We start from the raw sequence: 18,178 nt of genomic DNA, 5'->3' as shown, positions 1-18,178 counted from the left end.
TCACCACATTGGAAATCGACCGTATCAAAAAACCTATCGGATTTCCCCCTCATTCCATGAAAACCCGTCAATCGTCTGTACTTCGTCCGCTTGCCCCCGCAGGTTTCCTATATCTCTGCCTTTCCGCGCACGGCGCGACGGTCAACAAGGCGGATAACGCCACAAACCTGAATCTATCGGGAGCATGGCTCGGTGATGTGGTTCCCGGGACGGCGGATGTCGCGGAATGGAACAGCGCGGTGACAGGCGGAAATTCCACCATTCTCGGAGGAAACCTGTCATGGAAGGGTTTGAAGGTGGTTGATCCGGGGGGAGACGTGGGCATCGGATCCGGAAGTGTGCTCACCCTGGGGTCGTCAGGGATCGACATGAGCGCCGCCACCCGGAATCTGGCTATTGGAAGTGGTGTGACATTGCTCCAGAACACTTCGCAGTCATGGCAGGTGGGCAATGGTGTCCAACTGACGATCGGCGGCACATTGACAGGGGGTGGCGGAGGGGTGGCGAACCTTTCCACAGCGGGCAGCGGACTGATCAACGTTTCCAGCGGCACCACCACCTCGCGCCTGTCGTTCGCGACCTTGAACGGTGTGGATGTCGCGGCGCTCGATGCTTCGAAAAACGTGGTGAACGCCACGTCGGTTTTCACCTATGTCAATCCCGCCGGAGGAAACTCCAGCGGAACGGTGGTGGGCATCGATGTGCAGACGACGACGGCGGGATCGACCCAGGCCTACCGCCACAGCAACAGTCTCACCCTTACCAACGGCGTGCGTTTCAATGCGGCGAACACGCAGGCCTCGAGCTGGACGGTCGATACCTCGTCGGCCGGGCGTCTGGGCACCCTGCCACACATCATCGTCACCTCCAATGTCGGAGCACAGGATATTTTCTACAATGGGTCGGGCGGGTTGCGCGCCGGTTCCAATGGAGGCGAGCTTTATCTCCACCAGTTGAACACGAGTGGAAGACTGGTTTTCAATACAACCATCATCAACAACAACTCCGCCTCGTCCCTGACGAAAACGGGGGCTGGCACCGTAGTGATCGCCTCCGCGAGTGGTTATTCGGGTGTCACGCGGATCAACGAAGGAACGTTCCAGCTCGGAAACGGGGGGACCGTGGGATCGGTTGGCAGCACCTCCATCATCAACAATGGAAACCTGTCTTTCAACCGCACGGATACCTATGCGGCCGGTTACGTCGTTTCGGGGATCGGGTCGCTGGTCCACGAGGGCACCGGAACCCTGACCCTGACCAACAACAGCACCTACACCGGAGCCACCCTAGTCAGCGCGGGTACTCTGCTGGTGAACGGTTCGCTCGGCAACACCACGACCGTCGTGAACGGCACGGCGACCTTGGGTGGGACGGGAACCCTCGGTGGTTCGGTGACCGTGGCGTCCACCGCGTTTCTTGCGGCAGGTGACAACGGAATCGAGTCGTTGGGAGTCGGCTCGGCGGTGATCAACGGCCGCCTGCTCACCCAGTTCGATGGCACGGGCGCGGGAACGATCGATCTGCTGGCTGCGGCGGGAAATCTTGATATTTCCAACGCGACCCTGGACCTGTCTCTGGTTGGTGGCGGTGCGGCGCTGGATGACGCAGCCTATGTTTTCGCGAGCTATGGTTCCCTGACGGGTGCGGCGTTTTCGTCGGTGCTGAATCTGCCTGGCGGTTATCAGATCGATTATGCGTTCGGAGGAAACAACATCGCATTGGTCGCTGTTCCGGAGCCCGCGGGTGTTCTTCTCGGTTCGTTGGGATTGCTGGCCGTTCTTCGTCGCCGCCGGATATGATTTTTCCAGGGTATATATAGTATGGGTAATAATGGAAAAGCCCGGCAGGGGGACTGCCGGGCTTTTTGCTGGTCGGAGGCGTCGTATGCGGGACCCGGACCCGTCCGGAGACATTTCAACCGGCACGCTCATGGTCCTCCGCCCGGGGATGGGATCACCGGACCGCGGATCCGATGCGCGAAAAGAAGGCGAGAGCCAGGACCGCCGCGGCGAGCAAGCCGAAGACTCCTTCAAGACCGATGAATCCGGCGACGAAACCGATCGCCGCGGGCCCGGCAAGAATACCCGCGTAACCCATCACGCTGATGGCGGAAATGGCGAGATCCTTCGGCATGACGGTCTGCCTGCTGGTGGCGCTGAACAGGACGGGAACCAGGTTCGCCGCTCCCAGGCCGATGATGGGAAAGCCGATCAGTGCGGCTGTCGCGCCGGGAGCCAGGATCAGCCACACCAGCCCGGCCGACGTTAGAATCGACCCATGGAGGAGCATTCTCTTGCCGCCCCAGCGTGCGGTGAGCCGGTCACCCGTCAAGCGTCCGATGGCCATGGCCAGCGAGAACAGGGCGAAACCGGTTCCTGCCAGGCTTTCGGGCATCCCTCTCTCCTCTTTGAGGAGCACGGCGCTCCAGTCCAGGAGAGAGCCCTCCAGCAGGAAGATGATGAAGGTGAGGCACCCGATCAGGAGGACGACGCCCCGGGGCCTGACGAAAAAAGGCGTTCCCGCTTCCGGCCGCGTCGCAAGCAGCCGTGGAGCGGCAATGAGCACACAGGCAGCACCCAGCACCGAAGCCGACAGTGTGGCCATCCATGGAGGGACGCCGTTTGTGAGCAGGAGTGTCATCGCTCCCGAACCGGTCAGGCCGCCGATACTATAGAAACCGTGGAAGTTCGACATCAGCGGGACACCCGCACGGTGTTCCACTTCCACCCCATGGATGTTCGCCGCCACATCCACCGCCCCCAGAGAGGCTCCGAACAAGGCGAGGGTGACGGACAGCTGCCAGGGAGTTGTCACGACCGACAGAAGGGGAAGCACCAGGGCCAGCGCGGTCAATCCACCGAGGATGACGGCGCGGCTGCCGAACCTGCCTGCCAACCCGCCAGCCACCGGCATGGCCGAGACGGAACCCGCACCCAAAAACAGCAGCATCATGCCAAGACCGGCCTCGTCCAGGCCGAGCTTCGCCTTGGCGTAGGGCACGAGCGGCGCCCAGCAGGCGACCCCCATTCCGGCGACAAAAAAGGCGATGCGGGTGGCCAGACGAAGACCGGCCAGTGTGTCGTTGGAAGCCGGAGAACCGGTGGCATTTTGGTGGGAGGGTGAATTCATGTGAAGGGCGGATACGTCGTTGGAACGCTGCCATACGATGGAGCGTCCCTTCCGTGGCTCAAACGCTTTCTGCCGTTGCGTTTGAGGGGGAATTGCGAAAATAAAACGCCGCCCGCCCGGCCAGTCATTCTCATGACGTGGCCGGAGCGGGCGGCGCGTTGTTGATTCGTATCCGGCTTGCGGTGGTCTCGGACGCGTCGCCGCGGTTGCTTATCGTGACGCGGGGCGACGGCGGTTGTTTCCGCGCGAGGCGTTGCTGTAGTCGCGGCCTTCGGCGCCACGTCCACCGCCACCACCATTGCGGTTTCCTCCGCCTTGACGTCCGCCACCCTGACGGCCGCGGTTTCCGCCGCCCTGCACCATGCCGCCGCCGGTGCGGAGACGGAGGTGACGGTCGGCGAGGGCCTCGTCGTGCCACTGGTGGTCGTCCCAGCGCGGGACCGGCATCTTGATGACTTTCTCGATCTCGCGCAGGAACTCGCGTTCATCTTCCGCGCAGAACGAAACCGCGCGGCCTTCCGCTCCGGCACGACCGGTGCGGCCGATGCGGTGGACGTAGGCTTCCGGCTCGTTCGGCAGGTCGAAATTCACCACGAGACCGACGTCTTTCACGTCCACACCACGGGCCGCGACGTCGGTGGCGACGAGGACCGGGGTGAGGCCTTTCTTGAATTTTTCCAAGGCTTTCTCGCGCTGTGCCTGGGACTTGTTGCCGTGGATGGCTTCCGATGGGAAACCGGCCTCGCAGAGACTCTTCGCCAGCTTGTTCGCGCCGTGCTTGGTGCGGCTGAAGACGATGGTGAGCTTGCCTTCCGTGGCTTCCGCCTGGCCGCGCAGCAGTTGTTCCAGCAGATGACGCTTGTTTTCCCGATCGAGGAAGCACACCTGGTGGTCGATGCGCTCGGCGGTGGTGGTGCCGGGATCAATGGTGACGCGCGAGGGATTGCGCAGGATGGTGTGGGCGAGCTCCACAATGGTCGGTGCCAGGGTCGCGGAGAAGAACAGCGATTGGCGGTACGGCGGGAGCAGGGAGACGATCTTCTTCACGTCGCGGGCGAATCCCATGTCGAGCATGCGGTCCACTTCATCCAGCACGAAGAACTCGACGCCGGAGAGGTCCACTGCCCGTTGCTCGATGAGGTCGATGAGGCGGCCCGGTGTGGCGACAAGCACGTCCACGCCTCCGCGCATCGCGGAGACCTGCGGGTTCTGGCCCACGCCGCCGTAGATGAGCGTCTGCTTGAAGCGGATGTGCGCGCCATAGGTGCTGAAGCTCTTGCCCACCTGGCCGGCCAGTTCGCGTGTCGGTGCCAGCACGAGCGTGCGGCACTGGCGCGGCTTGACCTGCTTGGGCCGTTCATTGATGGCGTGCAGGATGGGCAGCGCGAAACTCGCGGTTTTTCCGGTGCCGGTCTGGGCGCAACCGAGGAGGTCGCGGCCTTCGAGCAGGATCGGAATGGCCTGGGCCTGGATGGGGGACGGAGTGGTGTAGTTCAGCTCGCGCAAAACACGTTGGAGGGGCGCGGCCAATGGCAACGCCTCGAATTGATTCGGGGTCATGTTGTTTTTGAAATGCCTGCCTCGTCCCTTCGTGGGCGGCGGGCGGTGTCGATGAGCGGTTGGAGTGACCTCAAACAATCTCTCATCGATGAAGACCGGAAAAGGGCGGGTCATTCGTGAGACCCTCGACGCTGGAAACAGCGTGCGCGGCGACGCAATAGCGGAATCTCGCGGGATGGCAAGACTTTTCCATGTTGTATTTCGAATGGAACATGACACATCCGCTGAATCCCGGGAAAGGGATCGATCTAACAGGTTTAACGCCGTGTTTCGACTTCTTGCTTTCCCCTGTGTCCCGGAGGATCTAGAGATTACCCATGAGAAATCACCTCATCTGCTTCTTCCTCGCATGCGTGCCGCTGAACGCACAGGACGAACTCTTCCGGGAGCGGTTCGCCGATCCCGAGACGCGTGCCACCGCCCTGACGACCCTGGTCCCCGGCACCCGGACCGCGTATTTTTACACGGCTCTCGATCATCAGCTCGCCGGGCGTGAGGGGGAGTTCCGCAAGACGATGTCGGAATGGAAGGCGGCTGCGGAGCGTGAGGAGAACCCGGTTTCTTCCGAGGGGCTTGAGGCTCTCTCCAATCGCGGAATGCTCAAGGAGTATGCGAAAAATCCCGACGGCTCCCGTGCGGAGCTTATCCGGAAACTGGGCCTTGTCTTCACCGACACGCGGCCGGATGCGGCCGCCGCCGCGGAAAACCTGCCTACCAGGGTTGATCCCGCCCTCATTACGGAAGCAGCGTTTGAAAAAGCCACACTCGGGGAGAATCCGGAAGCTCCCTATGAACAATACAAGGGCGGACGCCTGCTGCGTGAGTTGGAGAACGTGGAGAAGTTCGATGAAACCAAGATCCGCTGGTTTTTCGAAAACATCGGTCGCGCCGATCTGCCGGGCGTGGTGCCCCTCATGGATCGCATGCTCTCGTTGAACGAGACATTCTCTTCTGCGGATGATCTGTCGTCCCGGCTCACCGCGGAGCAATTGAAAGCCCTGCTGGTCTTGCACCCGGATCTCAAACAGAACGAGTCCTTCTGCGTCGCCTACCTCGGCAAGCTCCGTCCCGGAGCGGAGACGGATTTCTCGAGCGATCCCCAGGCACATGCCGGACATCTGCGGAGGTGCCGCGACTTCGTGATCACCTTGCCGCCCGCTTTGAATTCGCTGAAGGCCCATGTGCTGTTCCATCACCTCCGGCTGCAGGCGGAGATGGGAAATTTCCCCAAGGAGGATTTCCTCGCTTACATCTCCCTGCCACGGCGGATCTCGAAAATGAATTTCTTCAAGCATCAGGATCGGTCCGCGGAGGAGGAAATCGACCTGGCTTCGGATTTTTCCTCCGCCACCGGCTGCGGGACGGTCGACAACGACAACCGGGTGGTGAATGAATATCTCCATCATTTCCTCAGCAGCTCGGACTCCGCCGCCGATTTCGCTCCCTTCATCGAGGAGATGTTCCTCAAACCCATCCACGCCCGCGCCCGCCTGCTCGGTGGCGGAGACCCGGCGGTGTGGGGGAAGTTGCTGGATCCCTCGGAATTCAATTCGCTTCAGGAGGAGGCGGAAATCGCCGTCGCGAAAAACGCGCCTGTCCAACTCTCCGCCGATGCCGCCGTCGCTCTCACGCTGGATCTCAAGAACACCCCGGACCTCCTCATCCGCATCTACGAACTGGACCTGCCGGCCCACCTCGCAAACCAAGGCGTGGAGCCGGAGGTAGGCATCGATCTCGACGGGCTTGTGCCACATCACGAGCGCCGCATCTCCTATGCCCAGGCCCCGATCCTGCGTCATCGCGAGACCATCACCCTGCCGGAGCTTGCGGGTCCTGGCGCGTGGATCGTGGACTTCACCGGCGGCCAGGTTTCCGGTCGCGCGCTCATCCGCAAGGGCCGGCTCATCGCCTACCCAGAACGCAACGCCACCGGACAGAGCGTGCGTGTGTTTGATGAAAAACACCATCCGGTCCCTACCGCCAGTCTTACTCTCGGTCGGGAGAAATTCAGCGCGGATGAGAACGGCCGCATCGTCATCCCCGATGCGGCGAACCAGCCGGTCACCCGTGGCGTCCTCAGCGCGGGCAAGCTCGCCACGGCGGTTTCGCTCGAATCCCGCGGCGACGAACTCGCCATGGACGCCCGTTTCCATCTGGACCGCGAGCAACTCCTGGCTGATCAGGAGGCGAAACTCCACCTCCGGGTCCGCCTCACGAACCACGGCCACGAACTCCCTCTGGACCGCATCAAGGACCCGGCCCTCGTTCTCAAGGCGGAGCTGCTCGGCGGGATCACCACCGAGCGGGTCATCGCGGAAAATCTGAACCTCACCCCCGTCATGGAGATTCCCTTCCAGGTCCCGGCGGGCTTGCTCAAGCTCACCCTCGCCCTGCGTGGTACCGTCACCCCGGCGACGGGAGGCGAGCCGCTCAAGCTGAGCGGGGAGACCGGCTATGAAATCAACTCCGAGCTGCAAAAGAACAACATCGGAACCGCCTTTTTTTCACCGACCACGGAAGGACACCGCCTGGAAATCCGGGGCCGGAACGGCGAACCGTTGCCTTCGCGCGAGCTCGCTCTGACGTTCATCCGCGAGGACTATGAAGAGAGAGTCCGGCTTCAGGTCCGCACCGATGCGGAAGGCCGCGTGGATCTGGGAAAACTCGATACCATAGATTTCATCAATGCATCGGGCAGTGGCATCACCGGTACCGCCTACTCGCCCAGGTCACAAGACCTGTTCCTCTCCCGCAGGCTTCAGGTTCCGGTCGGTCAGGAAATCCGGCTGCCGCTGGAACAAGCGGCCGCCGTGCTGGATCACGAGCGGATCTCCTTCCTGGAAACCCTGGAGGGAGAACCGATCCGCGACCACTTCGACAAGCTGGCCATTGAGGGAGGGGATCTCGTGATCCGCGGGCTTCCTCCCGGGGACTTCCGCTTGCAGATCTCCGGGCGGACCACTGGAATCTCCGTCTCGTCCGGAGTGGTGAAGGACGGTCTCATCCTGTCGCAAACCCGAATCCAACCGCTTCACGCGCCATCCCAACCCACGGTGGCTCATGCCGGGGCCGGGAATGGGGAACTGCGGCTCCAACTCCGTGGTGCGGGACCGGACACCAGCGTTTCGGTGGTGGGCAGGCGTTACCAACATTGGCAGTGGGGAATCGTGGCGGATTTCCGGCCGTTTTCTCCCACGGTGTCCGACACTGTTGAGCCCGGTTTCGTCGGCTGCGGCTACCTCACCGAGCGTCGGCTCAGTGATGAGATGCGCTACATTCTCGACCGCCGCGCGGCCATGACTTTTCCCGGTTCATTGCTTCCGCGTCCCGGACTCCTGCTGAACCGCTGGACGGATGCGGAACTGGCCCAGGAGCAGGTAGATGGCGGTGAAGGCGTGAGCGGAAGTGCCAGAGGTGCCCTGATCCGCGGCGGCCGCCGCACCGAAGACACGGATGCCAGCGAGTCCCGGGGCGATGCGAACCGCTTGGAAACGATCTGTGATTTCCTGCAATTTCCATCCACCGTGCGCTACGACCTCAAGCCGGAAAAGGACGGCTCCCTCAAGCTGCCGCTCGCGGATTTCAGCGGAAGCCAGTTCATCGAGATCATCGCCGCGGACAAGTTTGCCAGCGATTCGGTGATCCTGCCGCTGCCGGCGGATGACACGCCGTTGCGCGACCGCCGCATCGCCCGGCCGTTCGATTCGAAAAACCACTATCTGGCGAACCGCAGTGCCGCCGTGCTTGAGAAAAACGCCGAGGCGGCGATCGAGAACGTGCTCGATGCGGATTGGCGTGCCTTCACCACGCTCACCGAAGCGCATCAGTTCCTCTATGGCATGACCGGAGATGACCGGCTGCGCGAGTTCGTCTTCCTCACCGAGTGGCCGAATCTGACAGAAGAGAAAAAGCTCGAATTGTTGAAGGAGCACGCGTGCCACGAACTGCATCTTTTCCTCGCCCGCAAGGACACCGCGTTCTTCGGGAAATTTGTGAAACCCCTGCTCGCCGGAAAACCGGAGCCGCAGTTCATGGACGACTACCTGTTGGAGCGGGATCTCACCACCTATCTGCGTCCTTACGCCTGGGCACGGCTGAACGCAGCGGAAAAAGCCCTGCTCGCCCGGGCCATGCCCGCCGCCCGCGAGCGCATCTCCCGCGAACTCTCTCTGCGCTGGCAATTGGAAGTTCCCGCACCCGATCAGGAAACCAGGCTCTTCACCCAGACATTGCAGGGAAGCGATCTCGCACTACAGGACAGTCTCGGACTGGCGAAGAGGGATCTGAATGAAAAAGTCATCCCGGATTCCCAATTGGCGGAAAAGCTCCGGCGCATGATCCTTCCTCGCATCGACTTTCAGGATATCAGTTTGCGGGATGCCGTGGGTTTCCTGCGCGAGGAGTCGGTGAACCTGGATATCACGGAAAAGGACCCTGCGAAAAAGGGAGTGAATTTTGTCATCAATGATGCCACCGGTGTCGTGGGTCGGTTGCGTATCAGGGAGCTGAAAGTAAGGAATATCCCGTTGGATCAGGCGCTCAAATACATCTGCGACAGTACGAAATTACGTTATCGTGTCGGGGACTCCAGAGTCACGTTTGGGATCGCGACGGAAGCGGGCGACGAAATCATCACCCGCACCTTCAAAGTCGAGCCGGATTTCGCTTCAGTACTCGACGGCGGGGAGGATGCTTCGACGGATCCCTTCGCTGAGGCCGCAAGCGGCGGCGGTGCGAAAAGACTGACCGCCCGGAAACCCATTCAGGAACTGTTGAAAGCGAATGGCATTGTTTTCAGCGAAGGATCATCAGCCACATTGTCAGGCAATGGCACGCTGATCATCACCAACACTCCTGATGAGTTGGAGAAAATAGGGGTGCTCACCCAGTACATGGGGAGTGACCGGACTCACATGCCGGAACCGATGGCGGGTGGTTTTCCAGATGACGGTTCTTCGCTTCTGTCTCCATTGCCGGAACCGGCGGAGGAATCAGGCAGGTCTGGGGAGGATTTCATCAGTCCCGTGAACGGAACCTCCATCGATGGCATTCCTGCCGACCCGGCACAGGGTTACACTGATGGCATTGGTGCCGCCAATGGTATCACCAACGGTCTCCGCAGTGGTGACCAGGCGATCAACCGCAACAACATCGACGCGATCCTCAACAATCCGAGCCGGGCCGCCGCCGATCCGTTCTCGGAGGCAAGCAATGGCGGGGCGAAAAAACTCGTGGTTCGAAGATCCCCTCCGGTATTCCCGAACGGCACGAAGCTCTGGCGTGAGGCGAACTACTACCACAGCACGAAGCCCACGGACGAGTCGCTGATCCCGCTCAACCGTTTCTGGCTGGATCTCGCGGCATGGAATGGCGAGGGGCCGTTCCTCTCACCGCATTTCAATGCGTGTCACACCAATGCCAACGAGTCTCTGATGTGTCTCGCTCTGTTGGATCTTCCCTTCAAGGCGGATCGTCCGGAGGTCGCGGTGGATGGAAGCACCCTGCGCGTCAAAGCTCGTGAGCCGATGCTGCTGTTTTACAAGGATACGCGGAAGACGGAGGATGTCGTGCCTGAGTCACCACTGCTGGTCCGCCAGACCTTCAGTCCGCAGGGGGAGCCGTTCCGCAAGGTGAATGGCCGGCAGGTGGAAAATCCGGTCACGGGGGATTTCCGTCCGGGCGTGGCGTATGTCGCATCGCTCATCGTGACGAACCCCACCGGCATCGGCCGCCGCATCGATGTCCTGGCACAGATTCCCGCTGGAGCGATACCCCTTGGCGGGAAACCCGCCACCGAGTCGTCCACCCACGAGCTGCAACCCTACGGTGTGGTGACGGAGACGCTGGCATTTTATTTTCCGGCAGCCGGGGATTTCGCGGTGTATCCGCTTCATGTCAGTGAAAACGGCCGTGTGCTCGCGCATACGGATTCGCGCGCGTTGAGGGTCTCGAACGATCCCGCACCCCAGGACTCCGCTTCCTGGCAAGTGCTGGCCGCGGAAGGAACCGATGCGGAGGTGCTGTCCCGCCTCGGCACGGAAAACCTGGACACCATCCATCTGAAAGCGATCCGCTGGCGTCTGAAGGATGCCGTGTTTTTCCAAAGCGTTGCGAAACTGCTGCGTGACCGGTTGCACTTCTCCGCGGATGTCGCGTCATACGGATTCCATCACAATGACGTGGCGGCGATGCGTGAGTACTTGGAGAATTCCGACGCGGTGAAACAGCTTGGCGACTGGCTGGACAGCCCGTTGCTGGAAGTGCGGCCACGCGTCCATCTGGCGTGGGAGACATTGGAATTCGACCCGCTGGTGAATCCACGGGCACACCGCTTCGCCACGGAGTCAAGGCTGACACATGAGGCCGCCCGCGGTCATTATCTGAAATTCCTCGCCCAACTCGGGTGGAAGCCGGTGCTGGACGATGAAGACGAGCTCAACCTCGCCCTGCTGCTTTTCCTGCAGGACCGCACCGGGGAAGCATTGGCGAGATTCGACAAAATCGACCCCGCGAAACTTCCGGGCCGGATGAATTACGACTACCTGCATTCCGTCGTGCTTTTCCATCGGGAAAAGCCGGCGGAGGCCAGGGCCATCGCCGAACGCGTGCTTCCGGACCTGCCTCCGGGTATATGGCGTGACCGGTTCCAGGCTGTCATCGATCAGGCGGAGGAAATCGCCGCACTTGCTGAATCCGGGGCGGAGGAGACATCCGTGACGGAAACCGCCGCGCCGGAACTGGACCTGTCGCTGGCGGACGGTGGGAAGCTGACCATCAAACATCGCTCGCTGGAAAAGGCCACGCTGCGTTTGTTCAGTGTGGATCTGGAGGTGCTGTTTTCGAAAAATCCCTTCCTCAAGGGCGAGGGTGAGCAAGGGGGACTACCCGCGATTCTGCCGAACGGCAGCTTTGATATCGAGTTGGCGAAGGATGCCTCCGAAACCGCCGTCGAGCTTCCCGAAGGCTTGAGAAAGGGAAATGTGCTCGTTTCCGCGGATTCCGGATCAAGGAAACTGCTCAAGGTTCTCGACTCCAAAGCCATCGAACTCCGCCACATGCCGCAGGACCGCATCGTGCAGGTGCTTGGTTCGGATGATCACAAGCCGCTGCCGAAAACCTATGTGAAGGTCTATGCCGAGACGAACTCCGGCCAGGTCGTTTTCCACAAGGACGGCTACACGGATCTGCGCGGGAAATTCGACTATCTCAGCCACACCGGCATCGACACCTCGACGATCAAACGTGTGGCGGTGCTGGTGACCCACCCGGAAGAAGGCGCGAGAACCGTGATTTACGACCGCTGAGTGGCGGGCGGGATTTCATCATGCCGGCCTGATGGAGCGATCGTGAGATCGCTCCTCCCGGGGGTTCGTGTCCCCGGACCCCCGTCACCTCAAACCGGTCTCACGTCGCACCAGCCATGCGACCAGGAGACCTTCAGCGGGACATCGTAAAGCTCGCTGAGCAGGGCGGATTTCAAGACATCACGCTTCCTGCCGTCGGCGAAGATCCGACCGTCCCGCAACAGGATCACGCGGTCGATCTCGGGAGGGATTTCTCCCGGATGGTGGGTGACGAGCAGCAGGTCCCGGTTCTCCTGCAGGAGCTTCCGCAACATCCCGGTGAGCTGGATGTTCGCGGCGAAGTCCAGCGCGGTCGAGGGCTCGTCCAGGACCAGCACCTGGGGTTGATGGACCAGGGCGCGGGCGATCAGGATGCGCCGCCTCTCGCCGGAAGACAAAGTACCGAAGGCCCTGTTTGCCAGTTCCGCCACGCCCATCAGTTCCATGGAGACCATCGCCTGCTCCTTTTCCGCTTGGGAAAAGCGCATGTCCCGCGTGCGGCCGTAGGCGCCGCGCAGCGAGGAAAGCACGGCGTCACGCGTCAGCTCGTCCGCTTCGAAACGCGCGACCTCCTCCGGCATGATCACGCCGATGCGGTGGCGGATTTCCTCCAGCGACCAGAGTTCTTCTCCAAACAACCGGCAATGCATTCCCTTATCCGCAGCCGGACGCACCTCACCGGTGAGCAACTTGAGAAAGGAGCTTTTCCCGGCACCATTCGGTCCGAGAATCGCCACGCTTTCACCATGGACGAGTGTGAGGGAGAACTCCCGCAGCGCGAGCGTGTCGCCGCGCCAGACATTCGCGTTGGCGATTTCAAAAATCGCGGGTGTTTCCGGAGAATCTTTTCTTGTCATGAGAGAGGGTGGGGGAGGGGATCATTTCTGGATCAAGGAGAGCACCGGTGGCAGTGTCTCTTTCCATGCGTGGGCGATGGCGCAGTTCACCACCGCGTCCTCGTCATCCCTTCTGGGGAAGTTCTTGTCGGTGCGGAACCGTCTCGCTGTCACGGCGATGGCCCGCAGCTCGGGTGCCAGGGACAACAGTCCGAACGCACAGGAGATCGCTGTCGCGGAGGCGAAGATGGTGAAGCCACCCATCGGGATGACCCGTCCCACAATCACCGCGAAGATGGCGATGATTCCGCTCATCGGCGGCACGGCCATGCCGAAACGGCGGGAGTTCTCACGCGAGTTCGCAGCCTTCAGGTCCCGCTCACGCCATTCCTCGAGTGCGAGCAAGCGCAGTTCCCTGCCGAACTCCGCCGCGGATTTTTCCGTATCCGCATCGCCGGGGGACGGGCCTTTCCCCGCGATGCAGCGGCACTGGCGTCTGCCTTCGTCCGCAAGCACGCGCAGCCCGAACCACCATCGCGAGGCCATCGCGGCGAGGATCGGGAGGACTGAAAAAATCAGCAGCAATTTCCACATGTCAGGGAATCTGGGTAATCATCGGCGGATGACAAAGAAAATCCCGTGGGATTTGGGTTTGGAGGGAAAAAAGGAACCGTGGAATATACGGAAAAGAAGAGAATGAAGAATCGGTCTTATAGGTCCTATGGGACTTATTCTGAACGCCCCACGGAGCGGCCGTCGTCCGCCCTCCGGAGCCTCCGTGGTTACAATTTCACATTCATTTCCTCGGGCTGCCCGCCGCCACCCAGCCTTTGGGATCATCCGGCCATGGATGCCGTGGATACCTGCCCGCGACCTCTTTTTTCATCTGGGCGTATCCACCCGCCCAGAAGCCCTTCAGGTCTTTCGTCATCTGCCAGGGTTTTTGACCGGGGGTGAGGATGTGGACCAGCAGCGGCACGCGTCCGCCCGCGACGGTCGGGGTTTCCCACATTCCGAAAAGATGTGACACGCGCACGGAAATGAACGGGTCCATGCCATCGGTGTAGGTCACCTTGGCGGTTTGTCCGTTCGGCAGGTTCACGCGCTCCGGAGCATAGGAATCGAGTGCCGCACGCTGGGTGTGGCTCAGCCATTCGCGGAGGACGCGCCAGACGTTGGCCTCCTTGATTTCCTTGTAGCTCACCGCGCCATGGCAGATCTGGGCGATGGCATCCGCCCGGTCTTCATCGGACCAGCCGGGCAGTTCCAGTTCCGGCATCCAGCGGCCCAGCGAGGCCAGCCGTGCGGTCCATTGGTTCACCGAGTCATCCCAGTTCTTGAGGATCAGTTCGCCCGTGAGCACCCTGGCAGCGAGGAGTTCCGCCGCCGCGTCCAGGTTCACGCCGTGGTCGCTCTCCTTCGCCTCCAGCACGAGGTCGCGGAATTTTGTTTCCTTCCGCGCCACCACGCGCCGCCGGACATCGTCCCACGAGGCTCCGTCGCTCACCGTCAGGTCGTCGGGGAACAATTCCGCCAGCCAGGCCGGGTCGGTCGCGGTGGCCCGCCGCAGGTGGGTGATGATTTCGCGCGCCTCCACCTCGGTGATCTCCGCCGCGACGAAGGCCGGGGCTTTCCTCACGCACGAATCCTCGTCCAGCTTGCCCTTGCGGTTGCCCACCAGCTTGCAGGCGAGGGTGCCCTGGCTCAGCCGGATCGCCAGCTGATCGCTGAATGCCGCTAGCATCGCCTTTCCGACCGCCTCGTGATTCGAATGAAAATCCACCCCGCGCCATTCCCAACCGAAGCGCCGGGCCATCGAGCCCAGCCGGTCGAATCCCTGTGAGATTTCCCGCGCTCCGCGTGCCATCACGCCCACCTGGTCGCAGCGCCGGGGATCGAAGCCCATGGCACCGGCGGACTCGAAGGCCCGCCATTCTCCTGCGAAATCCGTATCATCATCAGGGAAAATGAAGTCCTTCCGGCCCGGCCCGCCACGCTTGGTGGTGAAGATCCCGTCGCCCTGCACCGTAGCGGCGATGAACGCGGTCTCCGCCACGCAGCCGTGTTCGTGCCCGGCGAGCATCAGGCGGGAGAATCTCGGCTCCAGCGGCAGGGATGCCATTTTCCGGCCTTCGTCTGTCAGGTTTCTGTCGGAATCCAGCGCGCCGAGGTCATGGAGCAACCGCTCCGCCCGGGAGAGCGACAGCTCCACCGGAGCGTCGAACCATCGGAAATCCCTTACTTCCGGAACCCCCGCCGCCTTCAACAGCAGCACAGCCTCCGCGAGATCCACGCGATGCACTTCGGGTGATTCGAATTCAGCGCGTCGCCCGTGCTCCGCCTCGCTCCACAGGCGGAAGGCGCGTCCCGATGCGGTCCGCCCGGCCCGGCCCGCTCGTTGCTCGGCGGCGGCGCGGGAGATTTTTGTGATGAGCAGGGTGTTGATCCCGCGCCGTGGTTCGAAGGACGCGGTGCGCGCCAGTCCGCTGTCGATCACGGTGCGGACGCCGTCGATGGTGAGCGAGGTTTCCGCCACGTTGGTCGCCACGATGATCTTCGGCCTCGGTCCCGGAGAGATCGCCTCCTCCTGTGCTGCGGGAGGAAGGGACGAATAGAGCGGGAAAACGTCCCAACCTTTCGCGATGCCGCTGTTTTCCAGCAGTTCCACCGTGCGGCGGATCTCGTGGGTGCCGGGCAGGAACATCAGGATGTTTCCCGGCTCCGGCATCGCCATCGCCTCGCGGCAGACGTTCGCCATTTTTTCCCAAACCGGCGTCACCTGGGGTGGTCCGCCGCGCCGGTCGTTCTGCGGTGGACGGTCCGCCCGATAAAAAACCTGCACGGGAAACATCCGTCCGCCCGCTTCCAACGAAACCGCCGGTGCCAGATAGTCCGCCAGTCCCGCCGTTTCCAGCGTGGCGGACATGACGACCACCCGCAGGTCGGGCCGTGCGGATTCCTGCAGGTCCAGACAGCGCGCCAGAGCGATGTCCACCGTCAGGCGGCGTTCGTGGAATTCGTCGAAAATCACCGCACCGACGCCCTTCAGCTCGGGATCGTCCTGGATCCAGCGTTGGAAAACCCCGTCCGTGAGATAGATGATGCGCGAGTCCTCACGGTATTTCGTATCATAGCGGATCGCATAGCCCACCTCGTGGCCCAGCGTCGCCTTCCGCAGCTTCGCCACCCAGCCCGCGAGCAACCTTGCCGCCATGCGACGTGGCTCGATGACCAGGATTTTCCCGGGAATCCCCGCATCCACCAGCATGCCCGGCACCGCCGTGGATTTTCCCGAGCCGGTCGGAGCCTTCAGCAGCACCCGGGCACGCTTCTCCTGAAGCGCCAACCGCAGCGCCGGTTCGATTTCATAAGCTGGCAACGTCACGCCGGAGGATTTGACGGAAATCAGGTGGACTGGCTATCTTAGAATCGTGGGAATTTGGTTGCTGAACGGGTGCGGGACGATACGGCGGGTGGAACGCCCCGACCGCATTCCAAACAGGGCCGGAGGCGGACCACTTTTTCTTGAGCCGGGCCTTCGGCCTGAGGGTGAGGTCAACGGGCTCGTCTCCGCCGGGCGATCAAGCCGGTCGCGCCGCAGGCGGCCAGCAAGAGCGAAGTGGATTCGGGGATGGCCTGGATTCCTTCGAGGGTCAGGTTGTCGATGAAGACCTCGCGCCTGGCGGTGGTGCCCTGGCTGTCCATGTAGAAGTAGAATGTCACGGGAGAGCCATTGTGGTCCTGGAATTCGTCAAAGCCGGTGAGGTCGATGTTGATGCTCTGGTATTGTGCGAGCTCGGCATAGGCGTTGATCATGGAGGTGGCCGCGAGGTTGGCGGTTCCGGTGAGGCTGGAGCGCACGGTGATGCCCACGGGGAGTTCGAAGAGCGGGTTCAGCGTCCCGACGCGGGCGGCGGCCTGGAAGCTGATCCGGGTGAAGGAGGTGGCCACCGTGGGATTGTAGGTGAAGGCGAAGTAGGAGGCGTTCGTCACGGCGTCGGCCAGATTCGCGCTGCCGGCATAGACGCCGGGGCCGCTGGCGGGACCGTGGTTTTTCACGCGCATCATGTTGCCGTCCCAGCCTTTCCAATAGTAGTTGGCGGGGGAGTCGGTGGCGTTGTCATATTCCTTCTTCACCCGCGGTTCGGCGGTGCTCGCACCAAAGCTGATGGAGGGGTAGACGGTGCTGATGACCGGACCGTTCGTGCCGCCGGTCGTGCTGCCGGTGATGGTGTTTCCGAGATGATCCTTGTCGAAGTCATACTTCACGAGGACGGAGGCGGAGAGGGATGTGGCGAGCAGGGGGAGGAGCGGGATGAATGTGTATGGTTTCATGTTGGCATGGGGGTCGTGTGACGGCGCCCATCCTGGGATATCCGGGGAAGATGTGCTGCGGGGTGGTTGCGTTTTATTGTCGGCGGATTGCCCGGGTGAGGATGGTTCGTGAGGGGGCGGACTCTCTTCGATGCGGTTTTGTGAAAAACAGATGAAGATCCCGAAACCGCTCGCGATCGGGAATGGACGATGCTTGGCTTGTCTGATGATACCTGGAGCCCGATCAAACAATGCCGCTCCGCCTGACGCCGGACTTCCATCCCGTCATTTGTGGAGAGGTGTCCTGATGGTGGTCATCACGCTCATCCTCGCGCCTGTTCTCTGGCTGCTGCCTGACATGATCAAGGTCAGGAACCGCCGTGGAAATCATCTCATTTCGGAAGCTGTTAATAATATGAGGCAGATAGGTCTGGCGATGTTCGAGTTCCAGTCCGAATACGGGAAATATCCTGATGCGGACACCATTGATGCGGTGGAAAGCACTGCCGGGACTGATCTCCCCGCGACCATTCAATCATCGAATGATGTCTTCCGGCAGCTGATTGTTTCGGGAATCGTTCAGAATGAAACCATGTTTCATGTCAGGACCCGTGACGGAAAAAAGCCGGACAATGTCATGACCGGTTCCCGGGCGTTGGAGAAAGGGGAAACGGGATTCTCCTATGTTTCAGGGCTTTCTGCGACGGGGAATCCGTCACGACCGTTGATAGTCGCTCCCTTGATTCCGGGAACGGATCGTTTCGATCCCGGACCGTTGGATGGCAAGGCGGTCATTTTCACAACGGGTGACTCTTTCAAAATCCACCAAATAGAAAAGGACGGACATGTGATGCTGGACGGAATGAATGTGCTGGACCCGAAACACCCGGTCTGGGCGGGTGAGGGGTGGAAGCTGTTGTGGCCGGAGTAAGGAGGGCGATGGAAGGTCCGGCGGGCAGTGTCTTCTGATTTCCAGGCGTTGAAATTTGGCAAGCC

General features: G+C 61.6%; 9 protein-coding genes. 3 read left to right on the top strand and 6 right to left on the bottom strand.

Annotation, left to right across the window (positions count from 1 at the left end; all coding sequences use genetic code 11):
- The first annotated feature begins 56 nt into the window (after positions 1 to 56).
- Positions 57 to 1,799: a beta strand repeat-containing protein gene (locus JIN84_RS22590; protein WP_200353370.1), complete on the top strand. Its 1,743-nt coding sequence runs from the start codon at positions 57 to 59 to the stop codon at positions 1,797 to 1,799.
- 154 nt (positions 1,800 to 1,953) lie between these two features.
- Here the strand turns inward: JIN84_RS22590 and JIN84_RS22585 are convergent, their stop codons facing one another.
- Positions 1,954 to 3,129, bottom strand: a complete 1,176-nt coding sequence (locus JIN84_RS22585) for an MFS transporter (protein WP_200353369.1) — start codon at positions 3,127 to 3,129, stop codon at positions 1,954 to 1,956.
- A 210-nt stretch (positions 3,130 to 3,339) separates the two neighbouring features.
- Entirely contained in the window at positions 3,340 to 4,689 is a 1,350-nt protein-coding gene (locus JIN84_RS22580) for a DEAD/DEAH box helicase (protein ID WP_200353368.1), read from the bottom strand.
- 317 nt (positions 4,690 to 5,006) lie between these two features.
- Between JIN84_RS22580 and JIN84_RS22575 the strand changes: the two genes are divergently transcribed.
- Positions 5,007 to 11,993 carry a hypothetical protein gene (locus tag JIN84_RS22575; protein ID WP_200353367.1) on the top strand — a complete coding sequence of 2,329 codons (6,987 nt, stop codon included), beginning with the start codon at positions 5,007 to 5,009 and terminating at the stop codon, positions 11,991 to 11,993.
- An 89-nt stretch (positions 11,994 to 12,082) separates the two neighbouring features.
- Here JIN84_RS22575 and JIN84_RS22570 read toward each other — a convergent pair whose 3' ends face one another.
- The 4 genes from JIN84_RS22570 to JIN84_RS22555 all read right to left on the bottom strand — a co-directional run bounded on the left by JIN84_RS22570 (position 12,083) and on the right by JIN84_RS22555 (position 17,203).
- The gene (locus JIN84_RS22570; protein ID WP_200353366.1) at positions 12,083 to 12,889 is read right to left on the bottom strand and encodes an ABC transporter ATP-binding protein; all 807 of its coding nucleotides are present in this window, start codon (positions 12,887 to 12,889) and stop codon (positions 12,083 to 12,085) included.
- 21 nt (positions 12,890 to 12,910) lie between these two features.
- The gene (locus JIN84_RS22565) at positions 12,911 to 13,462 is read right to left on the bottom strand and encodes a hypothetical protein (protein WP_200353365.1); all 552 of its coding nucleotides are present in this window, start codon (positions 13,460 to 13,462) and stop codon (positions 12,911 to 12,913) included.
- A 202-nt stretch (positions 13,463 to 13,664) separates the two neighbouring features.
- Positions 13,665 to 16,253: an ATP-dependent helicase C-terminal domain-containing protein gene (locus JIN84_RS22560; protein ID WP_200353364.1), complete on the bottom strand. Its 2,589-nt coding sequence runs from the start codon at positions 16,251 to 16,253 to the stop codon at positions 13,665 to 13,667.
- A 170-nt stretch (positions 16,254 to 16,423) separates the two neighbouring features.
- Positions 16,424 to 17,203, bottom strand: a complete 780-nt coding sequence (locus tag JIN84_RS22555; protein WP_200353363.1) for a hypothetical protein — start codon at positions 17,201 to 17,203, stop codon at positions 16,424 to 16,426.
- Between the two features lie 286 nt (positions 17,204 to 17,489).
- Here JIN84_RS22555 and JIN84_RS22550 point away from each other — a divergent pair, with 286 nt between their 5' ends.
- Complete coding sequence (locus tag JIN84_RS22550) at positions 17,490 to 18,113, top strand: hypothetical protein (RefSeq protein WP_200353362.1); 624 nt, start codon at positions 17,490 to 17,492, stop codon at positions 18,111 to 18,113.
- The last annotated feature ends 65 nt before the right edge of the window (positions 18,114 to 18,178 follow it).

This window comes from Luteolibacter yonseiensis (assembly GCF_016595465.1).
Lineage (GTDB): Bacteria > Verrucomicrobiota > Verrucomicrobiia > Verrucomicrobiales > Akkermansiaceae > Luteolibacter > Luteolibacter yonseiensis.
The sequence above is the reverse complement of the archived record's forward strand: the minus strand, read 5'-3'. Positions and strand labels throughout refer to the sequence as shown.